The organism is Cupriavidus sp. 22TCCZM01-5 (assembly GCF_057798915.1).
Map to the genome: position 1 here is coordinate 80299 of NZ_JBYOJR010000015.1, position 19441 is coordinate 99739.

Below are 19441 nucleotides of genomic sequence, written 5' to 3' on the forward strand. Positions count from 1 at the left end.
GTACAACGCAAAACGGAGACAACGAATGCGTCCAATCCGATCCCTCCTCCTGGCGGCTCTGGCTACGACCGCGATGTCGGCCCATGCGGCCTGGCCCGATGACCGGCCCATCGAGGTGTACGTCGGGTTCGCCGCAGGGGGAGGGACCGATTTGCTGGCGCGGGCCATGGCCCCGTTTCTTCAGAAGCATGTCGGAGGCAAGGCCCGCATCGTGGTCGTGAACAAGCCCGGCGCATCGGGTGAAATCGCCTATTCGGCGCTCTCGCGTGCGGCGGCGGACGGCTACACCATCGGCATCGTGTCCACGCCGTCGTTCCTGACCATCCCCATCCAGCGCAAGCCCAAGTACGACCCCGCGGCCATCGTCCCACTGGCGCGCGTGATCGATGACCCGACCATGTTCGTGGTCGCGGGCGACAGCAAGCTCGCTTCCATGGCGGACCTGGTCAAGCAGCTCAAGGCCAACCCGGAGGGCTTGTCGATGGGCAGCAACGGCATTGGCACGAACGGGCACATGGCCGCCCTGGCGTTGCAGCAGGCGACGGGCGCCAGGGTCAACCACATTCCCTTTGCCGGAACGTCGCAGACTAAAACCAGCCTGCTGGGCCATCACATCGACGTGATGGCAATGAGCACCACCGAATACACCGAGGCCGATCGCGCTTCGAAGGACGTGAAAGTGCTGGCGCAACTGGGCGATGAACGGCGCCCGGGCGTGGTGGCCGGCGTGCCCACGGCACGCGAGCAGAAGCTCGACATCACGATCTCGTCGGAGCGTGGCTTCGCGGCGCCGCGCGGCTTGCCGCCGGACATCGCCAGGCGTCTGCAGGCCGCCGTCGAAGCCACGACGAAGGACCCGGAATTCCTGGCCCGTGCCGTCAACGAGGCGCGCGGCATCTCCTATCTGTCTGGCGCTGCGTGGACCGAGCACATGGCCACGCAGCGCGGAAAGTTCGAAAGCCTCTGGAAGATCGCTTCCACGAAGTGACCCCTTGAGTAAATCCCCTTTGTTTGTCCGTCATATCTGGAGTCGTACATGAGCACCCCCAAAGCATCCCCCGCGATACGTCGCGATTTCGAGCGCGTCTCTCCTGAACTGGTGGAGCGTGCATCGAAGTTCCAGGCCGCCATCCTCGCGGACGTCGTGGGCCGTCGCGGCACGCTGAATGCACGCGTGCAAGGGCTGTCACCGTCGATGAAGGTGGTCGGCCCCGCGCTGACCGTGGAAGTGCGTCCCGGCGATAACCTGATGTTCCACGTCGGCCTGGCGCTGGCCAAGCCAGGCGATGTGATCGTCGTCGACGGCAAGGGCGACCAGACCGCCGCGCTGTGCGGCGAAATCATGGCGACGCAGGCCCAGGCATCCGGCGTGGCGGGTTTCGTGATCGATGCCGCCGTGCGCGATTCGCACGAGCTGGCCGGCGGCGCGTTTCCGGTGTTTTCAGCGGGCACCAATCCGTGCGGCCCGACCAAGGCGATCGGCGGCCTGGTGAACTGGCCGGCGTCGGTGGCTGGCGTCGCGGTCAACCCGGGCGACCTGATCGTGGGCGATGCCGACGGCGTGGTGGTGATTCCGCGTGAAGAGGTGCCCGCGATCCTCGACCTGGCGCAAAAGAAGGTGGATGCGGAAGCCAAGCGCATTGCCGCCATCAAGGGTGGCGACCTGCGCCCGGGCTGGCTGGACAAGGAGCTGCGCGCCGCCGGTGTGCTGGCCGAGGGTGAAACGCTGTGAATGCCGTGAAGAAACCCGCTCTGCTGGTCACGGGCAATGACCTTGCACCGCAGGCGCTTGAACTGCTCCAGGACTTCGAAGTGTGCTTCGCGGGCAGGCAGTGCAGCGAAGACACGGTGGTGGCCATGGCGAAGGCAAAGGACCCTGTCGCCATCATCGTGCGCTACGGCAAGGTCGGCCCCAGCGTGATGGACGCCGCACCGTCGCTGAGGGTCATCTCCAAGCATGGCAGCGGCATCGACGTGATCGACCAGAAGGCCGCGGCCGAGCGTGGCATCGCGGTGAAAGCCGCGGTTGGCGCCAACGCCGCAGCCGTGGCCGAGCACGCCTGGGCGCTCATCCTGGCGTGCGCGAAGGCCGTGCCTCACCTGAACGACCGCATGCGCGGCGGCCATTGGGATAAGTCGACGCACAAGACCATCGAGCTGAACGGCCGCACGCTGGGCGTCGTCGGCCTCGGCGAGATTGGGCGTCGGGCGGCGATGACCGGTGTGGCACTGGGCATGCACGTGATCGCTTTCGATCCGTTTGCGAAGACGGTACCCGAAGGCGTCACGCTGGTCGATCTGGCGCAACTGTTCCGCGAGTCGGATGTCGTGTCGCTGCATTGCCCGCTGACCGACGAGAACCGCGGCATGCTGAACCGCGAAACGCTCGCCACGTTCAAGGACGGCGCCATCCTGGTCAACACCGCGCGTGGCGGCCTGATCGATGAACCAGCGCTCGTTGAGGCGTTGCAGAACGGCAAGCTGTACGCCGCGGGGCTGGACAGCTTTGCGGTCGAACCGATGCCCGTGCCGCATCCGTTCCAGCAGGTGCCCAACCTGATCCTGTCGCCGCACATCGGTGGCGTCAGCGACGCGGCCTACGTGAACATGGGCGTGGGCGCGGCGAAGAACGTGATCGCGGTGCTGCAGGGTGCTGCGGCGCCCGCTTGAATTGAGATAACGATCGTCGCGGGGCTGGTCCGACCTGGTGGTCTGGCCCAGGCAACCACCGCGACAGCAGGAGACAACGATGTTTCATCGCGCAATCCCTCTGTTTGCCGCCGTCGCGACGCTGCTGGGCGCTGGCACGCTACCCGCGTTCGCGGCCTATCCCGACAAGCCCGTCCGCATCGTCGTGCCCAACCCGCCCGGCGGCGCCGTCGATGTGGTGACGCGCAAGATCGCGCAGAAGCTTACCGTGCAGATGGGGCAGAGCTTTGTCGTCGAGAACAAGCCGGGTGCGTCGGGCACCATCGGTACCACGCAAGTGGTCAACGCAGCGGCTGACGGCTACACGCTGCTGGCGAACGACAACTCGTACGCGACGCTGCCTTATGTGTTCAAGAAGCTGAACTGGGATCACCAGAGCGCGCTGGTTCCCATCGCGCCATTCGCATTCTCGCCGGTCGTGCTAGGGGTCAAGGCCGATTCGCGCTTCAAGGACCTGGCCTCGCTGGTGAGCTACGCCAAGGCGCATCCCGGTGAAGTGACGTTCGGCACGGGCGGCCCCGGCAGCTCGCCGCACTTTGCCGCCGAGGCCTTTCAGCAAGCGGCCGGTATCAAGCTGATGCACGTGCCGTACAAGGGCGCCGGCGAAGCCATGGTTGGGCTGCTGGGCGGCAGCGTCGATCTGCTGGTGGTCTCCACGCCGACCGCACTGGCGTCGGTGAAGGGCAATCAGATGCGCCTGCTGGCCATCAGCGGCAAGAGCCGCGTCGGTGTGTTCCCGAGCGTGCCGACATTTGCCGAAGCGGGCGTACCGGCTTTCAGCCTGTTCAACTGGTCGGGTCTGGCCGCGCCGAAGGGCACGCCCAAGGAGGTCGTCGCTCGTCTGCAGGCTGAAATCCAGAGGGCCCTCCAGGCGCCCGACATGAAGGAATTCCTGGCGCAGATGGGTGCGCAGCCGGGCAATCTGGACAGTCCCGCGTTTGCACAACTGATCCAGCGAGAAACCGCGCAGTGGGCTACCGTTGCAATGAAGGCCAATATTGAAAAGCAATAACCGGATGCCTCGCGGAGAGCCATGATGCTGCTGCTTCAGCAACCCACCGTCCGTGACGCCAAGATGCTCACCCGGCTGCCGGAATCGTTTCGTCGCAGGGATTTGGACAATGCCTGGTCGCTGGCCAACCGTGGTGGCGCGGTAACCGACTCGTTCCTGGAAGGCCCCGTGTGGGCGGACGGCCATCTGTGGGTGACCGATATTCCATACGGCCGCGTGTTCCGCGTATCGCTGCAGGGCGACTGGGAACTCGTGGCCGAGTACGACGGCGAGCCGAACGGCATGAAGCACCTGGCCGGCGGCGACTTCCTGATCACCGACTACCGCAACGGGCTGATGCGGCTGGACGCCAGGACCGGTGCGGTCACGCCTTTCCTCGAGCGCCGGAATTCCGAGCGCTTTCGTGGCGTCAACGACCTGACATTCGATTCGGCCGGCAACCTGTACTTCACGGACCAGGGGCAGACCGGCATGCATGACCCCTCCGGCCGCGTCTATCGCCTGGCGCCGGCGGGCAAGCTTGACCTGTTGCTGGACAACTGCCCCAGCCCGAACGGGCTCGTGCTGTCGCCCGACGAGAAAGTACTGTTCGTCGCCATGACGCGCGGCAACTGCGTGTGGCGCGTGCCGCTGCAGGCCGACGGCTCGGTCAGCAAGGTCGGCCAGTTCTTCACGTCGTACGGACCGAGCGGTCCCGACGGGCTGGCCATGCGTGCCGACGGCTTCCTGCTGGTCGCCAATCCGGGGCTGGGTTACGTATGGGTGCTCAACCATCGCGCGGAGCCGGTCGAAGTGCTGCGCAGCCCGAGCGGGGCGTCCCTGACCAACCTGTGCTTTGGCGGTGTCGATGGCAAGACGCTGCTGATGACAGAATCCACCACGGGCACGATCCTGTGCGCAGAGATGGATGAACGCGGTGCGCCGGTGTACGAAGGACAACCGGCATGAGCGCGACGCGCAGGCCTGTCCTCCCTGTCCTCGGCTTCGAAGGCGCATGCGACTGCCACATGCACGTCTATGGCAGCCACTATCCGGTGGCGCCGGGGGCGCAGCTGCGCCCCCCCGATGCTTCAGTGGACGACTACCGCCAACTTCAGCGTGTGCTCGGCACTGAACGGGTCGTCGTCGTCACGCCGTCGACCTACGGGACGGACAACACCAGCACCGTCGATGCCATCTCGGCGTTTGGCGACTGCGCGCGCGGTGTGGCGGTCGTCCCGGCAAGCGTGACCGATGCAGAACTCGATCGCCTGCATCGGTCAGGCATTCGCGGCATTCGCCTGAACCTGAGGCTGCCGGCTCCGCTTACGCTGGATGATCTGCCAACGCTCGCCGCCCGGATCGCTGCCTTTGGATGGCATGTCCAGCTCAACTTGCCGGCGGAATGGTTGCCCGACATCGGCGGAAAACTGGCCAGCCTGCCGGTGCCGCTCGTCTTCGATCACTACGGTCATCTGCCGCTGGGTACGCCACGAGCCGAACCGGCATACCGCGTGATTGCCGACCTGGTGTCGGCGGGCAAGGCGTGGGTCAAGTTGTCCGGGCCGTACCTTGAGTCCCGCGAAGGGGCGCCGGATTACGGCGATATGCGTACGTTGGCCGTGCGCTACATGGCGCTGGCACCAGAGCGCGTGGTCTGGGGATCGGACTGGCCGCACCCCTCCGTGCATGCAAAAGGAGGGGAACCGATCGACGACCGGACGGTGCTGCAAACGTTCTTGCGTTGGTGCGATTCGATAGAGGCCGCCGCCCAGCGCGTGCTGGTCAGCAATCCGCAGGTGCTCTACGGGTTCCCCGACGCCAAACCTGCATGACTTCGGTCGGCCAGAGTGCGGCCAATTCAGATAGCAAGAAAGTATTGGAGACAAAGATATGTTCCACAAGCTGTTCCAGCCGATGCGCATGCAAACGTTCTGTGCCGTCGCGCTCATCGCCGCCGCATCGCTGTGCGCAACGACCGCGCGTGCACAGACGGACTGGCCCAACAAGGTGATCAACTACATCGTGCCATATCCGGCGGGCGGCACGACCGACATCCTGGCGCGACTGATCGCACAGAAAGTCGGACAGGCGCTCCATACGACCATCGTCGTGGAGAACCGCCCTGGTGCCACGGGTGCCATTGGCTCGGCATTCGTCGCGCGCTCCGCGCCAGATGGCTACACGCTGCTGGGCGCGTCCACCGCATCGCACGCGATCAATCCGGCGCTGAACCCGAAGCTGCCGTATGACGCTGTAAAGGCGTTCACGCCGGTGGCGCTGTATGGAACGATCCCGAGTGTGCTGATCGTCGGGCCGAACAGCTCCTATCAGAACGTCAGCGACCTGATCGCGGCCGCAAAGCGCAAGCCCGACGCCGTCAGCTACGCGTCGGGTGGAAGCGGCACCATCCTGCAGATGTCCGCCGAACTGCTCAAGGAGCAGCAGGGCGTGCGGATGACCCACGTGCCCTACAAGGGCGATGTTCCGGCGATCCAGGACGTGATGGCCGGCCATGTCGATTTCATGTTTGCACCTACGGCGCCGATCCTGCCGCATGTAAAGGCCGGCAAGCTGCGTGCGCTGGCGGTAGCCACGGCTGCGCGCGTGCCGAGCCTGCCGGATGTGCCGACAATGGCCGAGGCGGGCGTGCCGAATTTCGAGGCCGAGCAATGGCAGGGCGTATTCGCACCCGCGGGCACACCGCCCGCCATCGTGCGGCGGCTGAATGCCGAGATCAATCGTGCGTTGCAGGACCCGGAGGTCAAGGCGCAGCTAGGAAAGCTCGGCATCAGGATCGTGGGTGGTCCGCCCGAGAAGTTGACCGAGGTCCAGAGGGCTGACATCGCCAAGTGGAGCCGCGTGGCCAAGGCCGCCAATATCACGCTGGAGTAAGCGGTGTTCGGTTCGTCCCTCATCGAGGCATCCCGGGCCTGGGTGCCCCAATTGCGCAATTGCGCAATTAACCGACAAGCTGCCTGACCTTTGAAGCGACCTACGGTCGTATCGCGGCAAAGGATGAATACGGCAGCTACGTGACCCCGCAGTTCGGACCGCTGAGTTCGTCGGCTAAGCCCCTGCGATTGCCGGGGCCAGGCCCCCGCGGCCCGGACTATCCATGGTCAGCTGGTCAGCGCATCCGGGTCGATGCCGAGCTGGCTGGCCATGTGCTCGACCAGCGCCTCCAGCCTTTGGACCCGGTTGGCAAGCTCGCGCTGCTCGGCGCGCAGCCGCTCCAGTTCAGACGGCGAGACGGACTCTTCGCTAGCGCCTGGCGCGCTCGCCGCAAGGCTTTCCACGCTGATTTCACCGCCAAGCAGGTGCATCCAGCGATGCTCGCGCTCGCCCGGAGCGCGGGGCAGCCTCACGACATATGGCGGCTCGTGTTCCGCCAGCTCGTCAAGGAAGGCTTCGACCGACGAGACATCCGCGAAGGCATGCAGGCGCACCGTGTTCAGGCGCAGTTCGGCCGCGGTCTGCGGCCCGCGCAGGAGCAGCATGGCGAGCAGCGCCGCGGATTGCGATGGCACGCCCAGCACGCGGCCCATATTGTGTTCAAAGCGCGGCACGCGACTGCTGCTGCCTTCAAATACCAGGCTCAGGCCTTTCAGGCCGTCGATGGCCACCACCACTTCCGCTTCCGTAACGTTCATGACCGGCGAACGGGCCGTCTTCTGGTTGCAGCCCGCGGTCAGCGCGTTGAGCGAGAGCGGGTAGGTGTCGGGCACGGTGTGCTGCTTTTCCAGCAGTACGCCGAGCACGCGTCCTTCGATCGGCGTCAGGGTGCGGATTGGCGGGCGCGAAGGGGATTCGGACGTGGAGCTCATCAGGAGGTTCGTGTCGAGTTGTATTGGGCCGGAGCCGGCAAGGCGGACATTCAAGCGCAAGCTGGCCCAATGCGCAACTGCCTTTGGCCGCCGCGCGGCCTCTCCCTCGCATTCGTGTCGCCGCAGACTACTATCGATGAGGTGTGATGGCGGGCAGCTACGGGTGTGCGAAGCAACCGACACATCCCTTCTTGATGACCGGAGGCAAGCAATGGCGCAGGCGGAACTGACGGCGGGCGTTGAAGGGCAGGGCACGGAAGCGGCAGCCAGCCTCGACGCGCCATATTCCACGCTGGAAACCCGGGCGCACCAGATGTTCCCGACGCTGAGTGCCGATGAGGTCGTGCGGATGCGCCGCTTCGGCGAGCCGCAACGCTGGAGCGCGGGCGAGCAGCTGTTTTCGGTCGGGCAGGTGGGTCGGGGCATGTGCGTGGTGGTGAGCGGCTGTATCCGGATCATTCGCCGCGATGGGCTCGGGCGCGAGCACCTGGTCACCGATCTCGGGCCGGGCATGTTCTCGGCCGAAGTCGGCACCCTGACCGGGCGCCCGTCGCTGGTGGACGGCCGCGCGCTGACGGATTCCGAGGGGTTTGTCATTCCGCCCGACCGGCTGCGCGCGCTGCTGGTGGCGGAGGCCGAGCTGGGCGAGCGCATCATGCGCGCACTGATCCTGCGCCGCGTCGGGCTGATCGAGTCCGGCAGCGGCCCGGTGCTGGTCGGACACGGCACGGAGCCGCTGCTGCTGGCGCTGCAGGCCTTCCTGCGCCGCAATGGTCACCCTTATACGGTGATCGACATGGACACCGAGCGCGACTGCTCCTGCCTGAGCGAGTTCGCCAACGCGCCGGCCTCGGATTTCCCACTCGTGATCTGCCCGGACGGCCGCGTGCTGCGCGCGCCCGACGAGGGACAGCTTGCCTCCTGCCTCGGGCTGCTGCCCGAATTCGACCCGGCGCACGTGTATGACGTGATCGTGGTGGGGGCGGGTCCCGCCGGCCTGGCCACGGCCGTCTATGCCGCGTCGGAAGGCCTGTCGGTGGCGGTGATCGATTGCCGCTCGCCGGGCGGGCAGGCCGGTGCCAGTGCGCGGATCGAAAACTACCTTGGCTTTCCCACCGGCATTTCGGGCCAGGCGCTGGCCGGGCGAGCGTTTGTGCAGGCGCTCAAGTTCGGCGCCCATATTGCCATTCCGCTCGAAGTAAAGGCACTGCAATGCGGCGCGGACCCGATCCGCCTGGAACTGGCCGATGGCCGCATGATCCCCACCCACACCGTGGTGATCGCCACTGGGGCCCAATACCGGCGGCCGGCGATTCCAGCGCTGGAACGCTTCGAGGGATGCGGGGTGTACTACTGGGCCTCGCCCGTGGAAGCCAAGCTGTGCCGGAACGAGCCTGTCATGCTCGTGGGCGGCGGCAATTCGGCGGGGCAGGCCGCGGTCTACCTGGCGACGCATGCGGCGCAGGTGCATATGCTGGTGCGCGGCCCGGGGCTGGCCGCCACCATGTCGCGCTACCTGATCGACCGGATCGAAGGGCTGCCCAACGTACAGCTTCACAGCCATGCGGAAATCCGTGCGCTGCACGGCGACGGCTGGCTTTCCGGCGTGAGCTATCACGCGCCCGCGGAGAGCGACGCGCTGGTTTCATTGCCGGTGCGCCACCTGTTCCTGTTCATCGGCGCCGACCCGAATGCGTCGTGGCTGCGTACCTGCCATGTGGAGACCGACGACAAAGGCTTCGTGCGCACGGGTGGGGGCACGCTGGGCTGCGCTTCGGCGGTGCCATATCCCTTGCAGACCAGCGTGCCGGGCGTGTTCGCGATTGGCGATGTGCGTTCGGGTTCGACCAAGCGCGTGGCCGCGGCGGTAGGCGAGGGCGCAGCCGTGGTCGCGCAGATCCACAGCTACCTGGCCGGGCTGCCGGCAACGCAGGCGGCCTGAACGGCTCGCCTGCCCATGCAGACGGCCGCAGCTACTCTTACTCCTCGTCCATGTGTCCAAAGCGGTCGGCCAGGTGGTCGATCAGCATCCTGACCGGCTCGGCGCGCGTGACCTCGATGGCTTCCTGCGCGGCCTCCGCCTGTACCAGCATGGCCTTGCAGTGCTCGTAGTAGATGCGCCCGATCCCGGTGACGGCGAAGCGTCGCGTCGAGCGCTGGGTCAGGCGCACGCCAAGGCGTTCCCCGACCCGGGAACTGGCTGCACAGCCTGGGACAGCGGCAAAAGGCGACAATGGCTATCCCGCTGCTGCCGGCATCCGGCCTGCGCCTACTGCATCTTTCCGAGATTCCCGATCCGCACCATCATCTCCGTGAACATCTGCAGATCCAGGTCCAGGTCGATGATTTCCTTGTACTCCTTCGCGTTGTGGGCGGTGTATTTCTTGCCCGGCATCGCCGGCCCGAAGTTGATGGCATTGGGCAGCAGCTTGGCAGTCGTGCTGCCGGCCGTGGCCACGGGCTTGGCCTCCAGACCGGTGGTTTCGCCGAAGATGTTTAGCAAGGTGGAAATCCAGGCACCCTTGGACTCGCGCGCCATCCAGTTGTCCTGGTCGTACTTGATCTCGACCGTGGAACCCGAGGACGCCGCCCACTTGTAGATGCGCTGCACGGCCTTGCCGCTGAGCGCCTCCGGCGTGCTGCCGCGCGGCATGCGCACATTGGTGGTGACCTCGACGAAATCGCCCAGCTCGCGGACCTGGGTTGGCGACATCGTCAGCGGGCCCATGAACGGATCGCGATAGGCCAGCCCCATCTTCTCGCCGAGATAGCCCACGCCATACAGGTCGCCGATATAGCGCGCGGCGCGCACGTACTGGTTGTCGGCGAGCTGGAGGCCGGATGACTGCAGGAACAGCGCGAGCCTGGGCAGCGGGTTGACGCCTTCTTCGGGGCGCGATCCGTGCGCCGATACGCCGGTTACCTTGACCTCGACGTCGTTGCCGTCACGCCTGACGTCGATCGCGAATTTCCCGCCCTGCGGCGTGTACTTGCGGATGAAGGCCGCGCGGGCGCCTTCGAGCGCCGCCATGACGGATGCCGGATCGCCGCCGGCGATGCGCGCGACGGCAGTCTCGGGCACGGTACTGGCCGATGCCGCGCCGCGCATGCTCACGATGGCCGGCCGCTTGGTGTTCGTGCCAAGCGCCGGGAACTTGACGCGCAGCGCGCCCGCGCCCTTCTCCGCCACCACGGCCGGGTACTTGCTGTCGAGCACGATGTTGTAGTCCGGCAGCGCGTTGTGTTCGCGGTAGTACTTCATGCCGTCGCCACCGGTTTCCTCGGTGGTCTCGATCATCAGGCGCAGGCTGCGCTCCAGCGCAATGCCGCTTTCCTTGACGGTCTTCATGGCGTAGAGCGCCGCCGCAATCGAGCCCTTGTCGTCGATGGTGCCGCGCCCGTACAGGTAGCCGCCCACGCGCGTGACGGCAAACGGATCGAGTTTCGTGCCATCCTCCAGCACCCATTCGTCGGCGACCGCGGGCACCACGTCCGCATGGGTCAGGATGCCGAAGGTGTCCAGGCCGGTGCCCGGCAGCGTGACTTCGAACACGCGGTTGTCGATATTGCGGTAGACCAGCCCGAAGGACTTCGCCTTGCCTTCGACGAGCTTGCCGAATTCGATGATGGCGGGGTTCTCGTGCTGCGGGATCTTTTCATCGCGAACGGTGCGCAGCGCGACCATCTTGCCAAGGACGTCAATGACTGCCGCCTCGTTGTGCAACCGGTTATAGACGCCAAGCAGGCGGCCCATGTTGACGAGGTTGTCGCCACTGAGCGGCGTTCCCGCCTGCCACGCGGCCACGGCGGGCGCCACAGTGGGCTCGGCCCTGGCCGCGTTGGCCAGGAACGTTTCCAGGCTCCCTGGCGCACCGGACTTGTGGGCGGCGATCAGCATGTCGAGGGCGGGCTTGCGCAGCGTTTCGGCGGCGGCCGGGCAGGCCAGTGCCAGCGACAACACAAGCAGGGAGACCAACCGGCCGTGGCGGCGGGAGCTAAGAGAGACAGGGCGGGTCATCGGCGCCTATGGGTGATTCCGAGTGATATCGGGAGATGGCAGCATGATAGGGCACTTTTGGCTTGCGTTGTAGATTAAGGGTGATCTTTGAGACGCTTTATGACCGTCCGGAAGGAGAGCCTGACCACCATTCGATAGTAATTGCTAATCGAAATGGTTTAAATGATGAATTGTACAAATCACATCCGGATCGACAGAATGTGGTTCATCGCTGCTGCACGCAGCAACCACCGAAACCAAGGAGTGATCCCGATGCTGCAATCCCGTGAAGGCCAACGCGTTCCCAATGTCGCTTTCCGTATCCGCCAGGACAACGAGTGGAAGACCGTGACCACCGGCGAACTGTTCGACGGCAAGACCGTCGTCGTGTTCTCGTTGCCCGGCGCCTTCACGCCGACCTGTTCGTCGACCCACCTGCCGCGCTACAACGAACTGGCACCGGCGTTCGCGAAGCAGGGCGTGGACGCGATCCTGTGCGTGTCGGTCAACGACACCTTCGTGATGAACGAGTGGGCCAAGGACCAGGAGTCCGGGAACATCACCATGATCCCCGACGGCAACGGCGAGTTCACCGAAGGCATGGGCATGCTGGTGGACAAGGCCGACCTGGGCTTCGGCAAGCGCAGCTGGCGCTATTCGATGCTGGTCCGCGACGGCGTGGTCGAGAAGATGTTCATCGAGCCGGAAGAGCCGGGCGACCCGTTCAAGGTCTCCGACGCCGACACCATGCTGAACCACATTGCCCCCGGCGCCAAGCGTCCGGACCAGGTGGTGGTGTTCTCGAAGGTGGGCTGCTCGTTCTGCGCCAAGGCCAAGCAGCAACTCTCGGATGCCGGCTACGAATACATCGAGGTGCCGCTGGACAACAAGGTGCGCGGCAGGGTGCTGGGCGCCGTGTCCGGTGAAATGACCGCGCCGCAGGTGTTCATCAACGGCAAGCTGGTCGGCGGCGCCGCCGCGCTCGAGCAGTACCTGGGCCAGTAATTCCGCGTAGCTCAAGACCGCCATTGCGCGGTCCGGCAGTCGCCGGACCCGATGGCGCCTCGCTGTCCGCGTGGCGCCATCCAGTCCGCCGATTGATGCCAGATCGATCTCGAACCATCACTGAAGGGAAGGAACCGTACACCATGAAGACCATCCAGACCGACGTCGCCGTCATCGGAGCAGGCACCGCCGGCCTCGCTGCCTACCGCGCCGCCATCGCGGCCGGAAAGCGCGCCGTGATCATCGAAGGCGGCCCGTATGGCACCACCTGCGCCCGCGTGGGCTGCATGCCGTCCAAGCTGCTGATCGCCGCCGCCGAAGCCGCGCACGAGCTGCGCCACACGGCCCCGTTCGGCGTACACGTGGATGGAAATATCCGCATCGACGGCCGCGAGGTCATGGCCCGCGTGCGCAGCGAACGCGACCGCTTTGTCGGCTTCGTCGTACGCGGCGTGGAGACGATCCCCGAGGCGGACCGCGTCCGAGGCTATGCGCGCTTCATCGACAACACCACGCTGGAGGTGGCTGCCGCCGATGGCGACGTCACCGTGCGTGCCAGCCGTGTGGTGATTGCCACCGGTTCGCGTCCGGTGGTGCCGGCACCGTTCAAGGTGTTCGGCGATCGCCTGATCGTCAACGACGACGTGTTTGCCTGGGACGACCTGCCGCGCAGCGTGGTCGTGTTCGGCCCCGGCGTGATCGGACTGGAGCTGGGCCAGGCGCTGTCGCGCCTTGGCGTGCGGGTCCGCGTATTCGGCGTGCGGGGCTCGCTGGGCCCGCTGACCGACCCGGTCGTGCGCAGCTATGCGGACGAGACCTTCCGCAAGGAGTTCTTCCTCGATACCGCAGCCAATGTCACGGACATGGCGCGCGATGGCGACCTGGCCCGCATCACCTACACCGACGGCGACGGAAAGTCCGTCACGGAGACCTTCGACTACGTGCTGGCCGCGACCGGCCGCGAGCCCAATGTGCGCGGCCTGGGGCTGGAGAACACCGGCCTGGAACTCGATGGGCGCGGCGTGCCGGTGTTCGACCCGGCCACGCTGCAGTGCGGCGCATCGCCGGTGTTCATTGCCGGCGATGCCAACAACATCCTGCCGCTCTTGCATGAAGCCGCCGATGAAGGCAAGGCGGCCGGCGAGAACGCTGCCGCGTATCCGCAGGTGAAGCCGCTCGCGCGCCGCGCGCCCATCGCGGTGGTGTTCTCGGACCCGCAGATCGCCATGGTCGGCCAGCGCTTTGCCGACCTGGCCGAAGGCAGTTTCGTCACCGGCGAGGTCAGCTTCGAGGACCAGGGGCGCAGCCGCGTCATGCTGAAGAACCGCGGCCTGATGCATGTGTATGCCGACAAGGCGACGGGCCGCTTCCTGGGCGCCGAATGGACCGGTCCGCGCGCGGAGAATATCGCGCACCTGCTGGCGTGGTCTTACCAGCAGGGCCTGACCATTGCGCAGATGCTGACCATGCCGTTCTACCATCCGGTGGTGGAAGAGGGGCTGCGTACGGCCTTGCGCGACGCTGCGGCAAAGCTCGAGGCCTGAAGCGATCGGGATTCAGCGGCCGGCGAAAGCCGGCTCGCGTTTCTCCAGGAACGCGCGCGTGCCTTCGCGCGCGTCCGCGCTGGCCGCGGCGGCGCGGAACTGCATGGCTTCGATCGCCAGCCCCTCATCGACCGGCACATTGATGCCGCGTGTGACCGCCCGCAGGCAGGCGGTCACGGCGATCGGCGAATGCCGGGCGATGCGCTCCGCGAGATCGATGCATGCCTGCAGCAGCGCATCGGCAGGCACCACGCGGTTGACCAGCCCGATGCGCGCTGCCTCGTCGGCGCCGATGGCGTCGCCCGTCAGGATCATCTCGTTGGCACGCTTGCGTCCCACATGCCGCGGCAGCCGCTGCGTGCCGCCGAACGTCGGCGGAAAGCCGAGCCGGATCTCCGGCTTGGCGAAGGTCGCGTGCTCGGCCGCCACCGCCAGGCTGCAGGCCTCCATCACCTCGCAGCCGCCACCGAACGCCAGTCCGTTGATGGCGGCGATCACCGGCTTGGGGAAGTTCTCGATCCGGCGCGTCAGTGCCTGTCCGCGCATCAGGAAGCGGCGCAGCGCCTGTTCCGGCGAGGCCTCCAGGTCCGGCGCAAAACCGGCGATGTCGGCGCCCGCGCTGAACGCGCGCGTGCCCTTGCCGGTCAGGATCACGGTGCGCACGGTGTCGTCGTCCTCGGCGGCGTCGAGCCGCGCCATCAGCGCATCGATCAGCGCATAGCTGAGGGCATTGAGCTTGTCGGGCCGGTTCAGGACCAGCAGCGTGTGCTGGCCATGGCGTTCGGCTTCAATCAGGTCCGTCATATGCAGATTTCCTCCAGGAAGCGATGGATGACAGCGCCGGGCGAGCGCCCGGCTGGTGCTTCGGCGTTGACCGCAATACAGGCGGGCCGGCGGCGCAACGCTGAAACGAAACAGGTGATGGTGGTCCTGGCGCACAAGCGCTCGCCGGTGTCGAGCACGATGTCGCGCGCCGATTCGTCGCGGTTCGCGCATTCGCGCGTGATCCAGACCTGCCCGTCCAGGCAACGCAGGCAGTCGCCTTCGCGCAGCGTGATCGTGTAGGTCGCGGCGCCGGCCAGGCGCCACATTTGCATCGTGGTCACGGCGATCTCCTTGCAGCCTGACGAGCAGGCAAGTCCGTGACATCATTGTTGGCGCGATCCGGCCGGCGTGGCCGGAAGTGTTTTCATCCGAGGTATTCCTGCCCGTCATGACCCTTTTGAGCCAGGCCAGTGCCAACGCCTTGCGTGCGATCTCGCTCGATGCCATCCGCGGCTTCGAAAGCAGCGCGCGCCATCTGAGTTTTACCGCCGCCGCGCAGGAGCTGTGCCTGACCCAGTCGGCCGTGAGCAAGCAGGTCAAGAGCCTGGAGGACGTGCTCGGGGTGGCCCTGTTCGTACGGGGTGGCAAGGGGCTCGCCCTGACCGGCGAAGGCCGCCAGCTCTATGAGGCCGCGCGGGCCGCGATCGCGCAGCTTGGCGACGCGGTCGACCGCCTGCTGTCCACGGAGCGCGTGTCGATCGCCGTGACCACCACGCCGTCGTTCGCGTCGCTGTGGCTGGTGCCCAAGCTCGCGCGCTTCCAGGCCGTGGCGCCAGGGATCGACGTGCGCGTGGATGCATCGGAAGCCAACGCCAACCTTGAGCGGGAAGGCTTCGACCTGGCGATCCGCCTGGCGCCGCCCACTCCGGACGAAACCCCATTGCTGCGCGAACGCCTGATGCTGGTGGCGGCGCCGGCCGTGGCGGCCCGTGTGCGCGAGGTGGGGGACCTCGTGCGCCAGCCGCTGCTGGTGTTCCATGACCCGGCCGGGCGCTTCCCGTGGATGTCGTGGCCGCAGTGGTATGGGCGGCTAGGCCTGGCGCAGTCGGCGCGGCAGCCATGCCTGTATTTTTCGCAATACGAGCACGTGCTCAACGCCGCGGCGCAGGGCGCGGGCGTGGCCATCGGGCGCACGCCGCTGGTGCTGCCGCTGCTCGGCAGCGGACGGCTCGAGGTGGTGCTGCCGCAGCACGTGTCCGATGGCATGTCCTATCGCATCGTGGAGTCGCCCGGCGCGCGCAGCGGCGTGCGGCGCTTTCGCGAATGGCTGGAGAGCGAACTGGCGGCGGAGGTGCTGGGCGGCTAGCGGTGTCTCAGGTCAATCCACGTCGATCACGCGCCCCGGGCATAGGATATTGCCGGGATCAAGCGAGCGCTTGAGCAGGCGCATCAGCGCGAGCGCATCCGGCGTGCGGGAGTGGCCGAGGAATGGCTTCTTGTGCGTGCCGATACCGTGCTCGGCGGAAATGCTGCCTTCGAACTCGCTGACTTTCGGGTAGAGCACTTCACTGATCTCGTGCTCGGGGAAGTCGGCGGCGGTCGCGCCAGGAAGATACACGCTGACGTGCAGGTTGCTGTCGCCCACATGGCCGAAGTTGACGAGTTCGGCATGCGGCCAGCGCGCGAGCACGGCACTGCGCAGGCTCTCGGCGAAGCGACCGATCCGGCCGATCGGCAGGCTCACGTCGTAGGCGGCATTCGGTGCCCACATTACCGGGAACTCGGCGACGGCGTCGCGCAGCTTCCAGAAGCTCTCGGCTTCCTTCTCGCTGGATGCCACCGCGGCGTCTGTGACAAGGCCCGCTTCCATCGCGCTTTCGAGCATCGACTCGAAGGCTGCGCCATCCAGGCGAGCGTCATTGCCTTGCAGGTCGATCAGTACATAGAAGGGCGCTCCGGCCGGCAGTGGCGCGCGCACGCCAGCCACGCGGGTCGTCACCAGTTCATAAAAGTCCGCCCACATTGCCTCGAACGCTGAAACACGCCCCGACAATCGGCGTTGCGCATGGCGCAGCAGTGCTACCACATCGTCGTAGCTGCCCAGCGCGCATAGCGCGGTCTGCGTGGCGGCGGGAAGCGGCGCGAGCCGCAGGACCGCGCGCGTGATCACGCCCAGCGTGCCTTCGCTGCCGATGAAGAGCTGGCGCAGGTCATAGCCGGCGTTGTTCTTCTGCATCTTGTTGAGCGAACTGACCACGGTCCCGTCGGCCAGTACCGCTTCGAGGCCGAGCACCTGGTCGCGCATCATGCCGTAGCGGATTACCCGGTTGCCGCCCGCGTTGGTGGCAATGTTGCCGCCGATCTGGCAGCTGCCGCGCGCGCCCAGGTCCACGGGGAACAGCCAGTCGGCGGCGCGCGCCGCTTCCTGCGCGGCTTGCAGCGTGGTGCCGGCAAGCACGGTCATGGTCCCTGCCTGCGGGTCGATCTCCTCCACGCCGCGCATGCGCTCGAGCGACAGGACCAGCTCGCCGCCGGCGGGCGTGGCCGCACCCGCAAGGCCGGTCAGGCCGCCTTGCGGCACCACGGGCTGGCGGTGGCGATTGCAGATGGCCAGCACCGCCGATACCTCGGCCGTGCTGCGCGGCCGCGCCACGGCCAGCGGAGACTCGGCATCCAGCGGCGCGTACCAGTCCTTGCGGAAGCGGGTCTCGATGGCGTCGCCGGTCTGCAGGCCAGCGGCGTCCAGGACGGCTGCCAGTTCGTCCAGCAGGGGCGGGGTACTTAGCGGTGTTGCCATTGGGGGACCTTTCCGTTTGCGTGAAGAGGGAGCCGCGTGGGAGCCGAGTGGACCTCGCGTGGGGCCGCGGCAGGCAAGCCAGGAATCCTATGCAAGCCGGCGGCGGATGATAAGAGCCAATCGGCGCCCGCACGGTGGCGCCACGCCGGGCGCCAGGCTCATGCGCCGCTCCATGCTTCGGTGTTGATGCGCGCGCGGAACTCGCGCGGCGGCTGGCGCGTGCGGGCCAGGTGCTCCATGGCCGGTTCGATGACCTCGGCCAGCTTGTGGAAGGCGGGGCTGATATCGTCTTCGGGTACGCAGGCATAGCCCAGCAACAGGCCCTGCCGCGCGCGGACTTCGTCAGCGTAGTAGCGCGAGAGCGGCCGTGCCGACAGGCCCTGCGTGCGCGCGGCCATGCTGATGCCGAGGTCATCGGCGCCCGGCGGCAGGTGCATCACCAGGTGCAGCCCGGCTTCATGGGTGGAGGTTGGCCAGTCCTGGCCGAAGCGCGCGGCAATGGCTTCGCGCAGCAGGCCCTGGCGCTGCGCATAGCGCAGCCGCATGCGGCGCAGGTGCGTGGCGTAGTGGCCTTCCTCGATAAAGTCCGCCAGCACCGCCTGCTGGATGAGCTGGCCTTCGCGGAACAACTCGGACAGGCCGGTTGCGAAATGCGGTGCCAGCGGTTTTGGCAGCACCATGAAGCCCATGCGCAGCCCGGGGAAGAGCGTCTTGGAAAAGGTCCCCATGTAAATGACGCGGTCGTGCTCGTCAAGGCCCTGCAGCGAAGCCAGCGGACGGCCTTCAAAGCGGAATTCGCTGTCGTAGTCGTCCTCGACGATCCACGCGCCGCGCTGGCGCGCGTACTCGAGCAGCATGCGCCGGCGCGTCAGGCTCATGACCGTGCCCAGCGGGTATTGGTGCGACGGCGTGGCGAAGATGAAGCGCGGCGGGTTCTGCAGCGTGGCAGCGTCGGGCGCGATGCCTTCGTCGTCGACCGGCACCGGGATTACGTCCACGCCGGCATTGGTCAGCAGGCTGCGCGTGCCCCAGTAGCCGGGGTCTTCCATCCAGGCCTTGTCGCCCGGATCGGCCAGCAGGCGTGCGATCAGGTCGATGGCCTGGTGGATCCCGGTGGTCAGGATGATCTGCTCCGGCTCGCAGCGCACCGAACGTGCGAGCCGCAGGTGCTCGGCCAGCACGCGCCGCAGCGGCAGATAGCCGCCATGGTGGGCATAGGTCAGCAACTCCGGGCGCGGGTTGCGCCAGTGCTTGTTCAGCAGCCGCGCCCAGACCGCATGCGGGAACAGCGAGACATCGGGCACGCCTGCCATGAATGCCCCCCATTGCCGGTCCGAGGCCCCGGCGTTCGCGACAAGGTGCATGCCGCGCCGTGACAGGTCGAAGCGGTTCAGGCTTTGCTGCACCGCGGGCACTGCCATGGTGCCACTTCGGGCCCCGGGCTTGTGCAACGCACTATGGTCGGGAAAAGTCTGCGACACAAAGGTGCCACTTCCGGTGGATGCCGTGACATAGCCCTCTGCCAGCAATTGCTCGTAAGCGTAAAGAACGGTATTGCGGGAAACCCCTAGTTCCTTGGCGAGCAGGCGCGACGCCGGCAGCTTGCAGCCTGCCGGCATAGATCCCGCAAGGATTTCCTGGCGGATGATTTCGTAGAGCTGGCGATTCATATGCGCGCCGCCGCTATCCGCCTTGGCTCCCGCCGGACGTTCCAGGCGCTGCAGCAACAGCTCGGACAGAATGACTTCCTTCAAAGTGGCTCCAGCAATGGTCTCGAACTTGGACCTATGTATGGTACCAACGATC

Annotated in this window: 17 protein-coding genes and 1 pseudogene; 11 read left to right on the top strand and 7 right to left on the bottom strand. The window is 66.6% G+C overall.

The annotated features are described in order from the left end of the window. The first annotated feature begins 25 nt into the window (after nt 1-25). The 7 genes from AC3FNH_RS16040 (at nt 26) to AC3FNH_RS16070 (ending at nt 6595) form a co-directional block, all read left to right on the top strand. The gene (locus AC3FNH_RS16040) at nt 26-988 is read left to right on the top strand and encodes a tripartite tricarboxylate transporter substrate binding protein (protein WP_488720729.1); all 963 of its coding nucleotides are present in this window, start codon (nt 26-28) and stop codon (nt 986-988) included. 48 nt (nt 989-1036) lie between these two features. After that, nucleotides 1037-1732, top strand: coding sequence for an RraA family protein (locus AC3FNH_RS16045; RefSeq protein WP_488720730.1), 696 nt, complete (start codon nt 1037-1039; stop codon nt 1730-1732). Between the two features lie 5 nt (nt 1733-1737). After that, nucleotides 1738-2670, top strand: a complete 933-nt coding sequence (locus AC3FNH_RS16050) for a hydroxyacid dehydrogenase (RefSeq protein WP_488720731.1) — start codon at nt 1738-1740, stop codon at nt 2668-2670. A gap of 79 nt (nt 2671-2749) precedes the next feature. Further along, entirely contained in the window at nt 2750-3721 is a 972-nt protein-coding gene (locus tag AC3FNH_RS16055; RefSeq protein ID WP_488720732.1) for a Bug family tripartite tricarboxylate transporter substrate binding protein, read from the top strand. 24 nt (nt 3722-3745) lie between these two features. After that, the gene (locus AC3FNH_RS16060; RefSeq protein WP_488720782.1) at nt 3746-4669 is read left to right on the top strand and encodes an SMP-30/gluconolactonase/LRE family protein; all 924 of its coding nucleotides are present in this window, start codon (nt 3746-3748) and stop codon (nt 4667-4669) included. Then, the gene (locus tag AC3FNH_RS16065; RefSeq protein WP_488720733.1) at nt 4666-5535 is read left to right on the top strand and encodes an amidohydrolase family protein; all 870 of its coding nucleotides are present in this window, start codon (nt 4666-4668) and stop codon (nt 5533-5535) included. The genes AC3FNH_RS16060 and AC3FNH_RS16065 overlap by 4 nt, the downstream gene beginning before the upstream one ends. Before the next feature lie 58 nt (nt 5536-5593). Next, nucleotides 5594-6595 carry a Bug family tripartite tricarboxylate transporter substrate binding protein gene (locus AC3FNH_RS16070; RefSeq protein WP_488720734.1) on the top strand — a complete coding sequence of 334 codons (1002 nt, stop codon included), beginning with the start codon at nt 5594-5596 and terminating at the stop codon, nt 6593-6595. A 227-nt stretch (nt 6596-6822) separates the two neighbouring features. Here the strand turns inward: AC3FNH_RS16070 and AC3FNH_RS16075 are convergent, their stop codons facing one another. Further along, nucleotides 6823-7527, bottom strand: a complete 705-nt coding sequence (locus tag AC3FNH_RS16075) for a YceH family protein (RefSeq protein ID WP_276101757.1) — start codon at nt 7525-7527, stop codon at nt 6823-6825. Nucleotides 7528-7738: 211 nt separating this feature from the next. On the opposite strand from AC3FNH_RS16075, the gene AC3FNH_RS16080 reads away from it, so the two are divergent. Then, nucleotides 7739-9469, top strand: coding sequence for an FAD-dependent oxidoreductase (locus tag AC3FNH_RS16080; RefSeq protein ID WP_276101756.1), 1731 nt, complete (start codon nt 7739-7741; stop codon nt 9467-9469). A 94-nt stretch (nt 9470-9563) separates the two neighbouring features. Here AC3FNH_RS16080 and AC3FNH_RS16085 read toward each other — a convergent pair. After that, nucleotides 9564-9710: pseudogene (locus tag AC3FNH_RS16085) on the bottom strand (LysR family transcriptional regulator); the annotation flags it as partial. Between the two features lie 86 nt (nt 9711-9796). Continuing rightward, on the bottom strand, nt 9797-11545 hold the full coding sequence (locus AC3FNH_RS16090) for a dipeptidase (RefSeq protein WP_488720735.1): 1749 nt from the start codon (nt 11543-11545) through the stop codon (nt 9797-9799). 252 nt (nt 11546-11797) lie between these two features. Between AC3FNH_RS16090 and AC3FNH_RS16095 the strand changes: the two genes are divergently transcribed. Continuing rightward, complete coding sequence (locus AC3FNH_RS16095; protein ID WP_488720736.1) at nt 11798-12529, top strand: glutathione peroxidase; 732 nt, start codon at nt 11798-11800, stop codon at nt 12527-12529. Nucleotides 12530-12672: 143 nt separating this feature from the next. Then, the gene (locus tag AC3FNH_RS16100; protein ID WP_488720737.1) at nt 12673-14073 is read left to right on the top strand and encodes a dihydrolipoyl dehydrogenase; all 1401 of its coding nucleotides are present in this window, start codon (nt 12673-12675) and stop codon (nt 14071-14073) included. A 12-nt stretch (nt 14074-14085) separates the two neighbouring features. Here the strand turns inward: AC3FNH_RS16100 and AC3FNH_RS16105 are convergent, their stop codons facing one another. Next, nucleotides 14086-14877 carry a crotonase/enoyl-CoA hydratase family protein gene (locus tag AC3FNH_RS16105; protein WP_488720738.1) on the bottom strand — a complete coding sequence of 264 codons (792 nt, stop codon included), beginning with the start codon at nt 14875-14877 and terminating at the stop codon, nt 14086-14088. Then, a complete protein-coding gene (locus AC3FNH_RS16110) occupies nt 14874-15170 on the bottom strand; it encodes a DUF2917 domain-containing protein (protein ID WP_488720783.1) in 297 nt (98 codons plus the stop codon). Before AC3FNH_RS16110 ends, AC3FNH_RS16105 begins: the two co-directional genes overlap by 4 nt. A 116-nt stretch (nt 15171-15286) precedes the next feature. Here AC3FNH_RS16110 and AC3FNH_RS16115 point away from each other — a divergent pair, with 116 nt between their 5' ends. Next, a complete protein-coding gene (locus AC3FNH_RS16115) occupies nt 15287-16204 on the top strand; it encodes a LysR substrate-binding domain-containing protein (RefSeq protein ID WP_488720739.1) in 918 nt (305 codons plus the stop codon). Between the two features lie 12 nt (nt 16205-16216). On the opposite strand, the gene AC3FNH_RS16120 is transcribed toward AC3FNH_RS16115, so the two are convergent. Next, the gene (locus AC3FNH_RS16120; protein WP_488720740.1) at nt 16217-17635 is read right to left on the bottom strand and encodes an FAD-binding oxidoreductase; all 1419 of its coding nucleotides are present in this window, start codon (nt 17633-17635) and stop codon (nt 16217-16219) included. Nucleotides 17636-17793: 158 nt separating this feature from the next. Continuing rightward, nucleotides 17794-19389 (bottom strand): MocR-like pyridoxine biosynthesis transcription factor PdxR, encoded by a 1596-nt coding sequence (gene pdxR / locus AC3FNH_RS16125; protein WP_488720741.1) that lies wholly within the window; start codon nt 19387-19389, stop codon nt 17794-17796. Nucleotides 19390-19441: the final 52 nt, after the last annotated feature.

Excerpts from the sequence above, each read along its gene's own strand:
- AC3FNH_RS16040 (WP_488720729.1), top strand. The coding sequence starts at position 26 with ATGCGTCCAATCCGATCCCTCCTCCTGGCGGCTCTGGCTACGACCGCG.
- AC3FNH_RS16045 (WP_488720730.1), top strand. The coding sequence starts at position 1,037 with ATGAGCACCCCCAAAGCATCCCCCGCGATACGTCGCGATTTCGAGCGC.
- AC3FNH_RS16055 (WP_488720732.1), top strand. The coding sequence starts at position 2,750 with ATGTTTCATCGCGCAATCCCTCTGTTTGCCGCCGTCGCGACGCTGCTG.
- AC3FNH_RS16060 (WP_488720782.1), top strand. The coding sequence starts at position 3,746 with ATGCTGCTGCTTCAGCAACCCACCGTCCGTGACGCCAAGATGCTCACC.
- AC3FNH_RS16065 (WP_488720733.1), top strand. The coding sequence starts at position 4,666 with ATGAGCGCGACGCGCAGGCCTGTCCTCCCTGTCCTCGGCTTCGAAGGC.
- AC3FNH_RS16070 (WP_488720734.1), top strand. The coding sequence starts at position 5,594 with ATGTTCCACAAGCTGTTCCAGCCGATGCGCATGCAAACGTTCTGTGCC.
- AC3FNH_RS16075 (WP_276101757.1), bottom strand. The coding sequence starts at position 7,527 with ATGAGCTCCACGTCCGAATCCCCTTCGCGCCCGCCAATCCGCACCCTG.
- AC3FNH_RS16080 (WP_276101756.1), top strand. The coding sequence starts at position 7,739 with ATGGCGCAGGCGGAACTGACGGCGGGCGTTGAAGGGCAGGGCACGGAA.
- AC3FNH_RS16090 (WP_488720735.1), bottom strand. The coding sequence starts at position 11,545 with ATGACCCGCCCTGTCTCTCTTAGCTCCCGCCGCCACGGCCGGTTGGTC.
- AC3FNH_RS16095 (WP_488720736.1), top strand. The coding sequence starts at position 11,798 with ATGCTGCAATCCCGTGAAGGCCAACGCGTTCCCAATGTCGCTTTCCGT.
- AC3FNH_RS16100 (WP_488720737.1), top strand. The coding sequence starts at position 12,673 with ATGAAGACCATCCAGACCGACGTCGCCGTCATCGGAGCAGGCACCGCC.
- AC3FNH_RS16105 (WP_488720738.1), bottom strand. The coding sequence starts at position 14,877 with ATGACGGACCTGATTGAAGCCGAACGCCATGGCCAGCACACGCTGCTG.
- AC3FNH_RS16110 (WP_488720783.1), bottom strand. The coding sequence starts at position 15,170 with ATGCAAATGTGGCGCCTGGCCGGCGCCGCGACCTACACGATCACGCTG.
- AC3FNH_RS16115 (WP_488720739.1), top strand. The coding sequence starts at position 15,287 with ATGACCCTTTTGAGCCAGGCCAGTGCCAACGCCTTGCGTGCGATCTCG.
- AC3FNH_RS16120 (WP_488720740.1), bottom strand. The coding sequence starts at position 17,635 with ATGGCAACACCGCTAAGTACCCCGCCCCTGCTGGACGAACTGGCAGCC.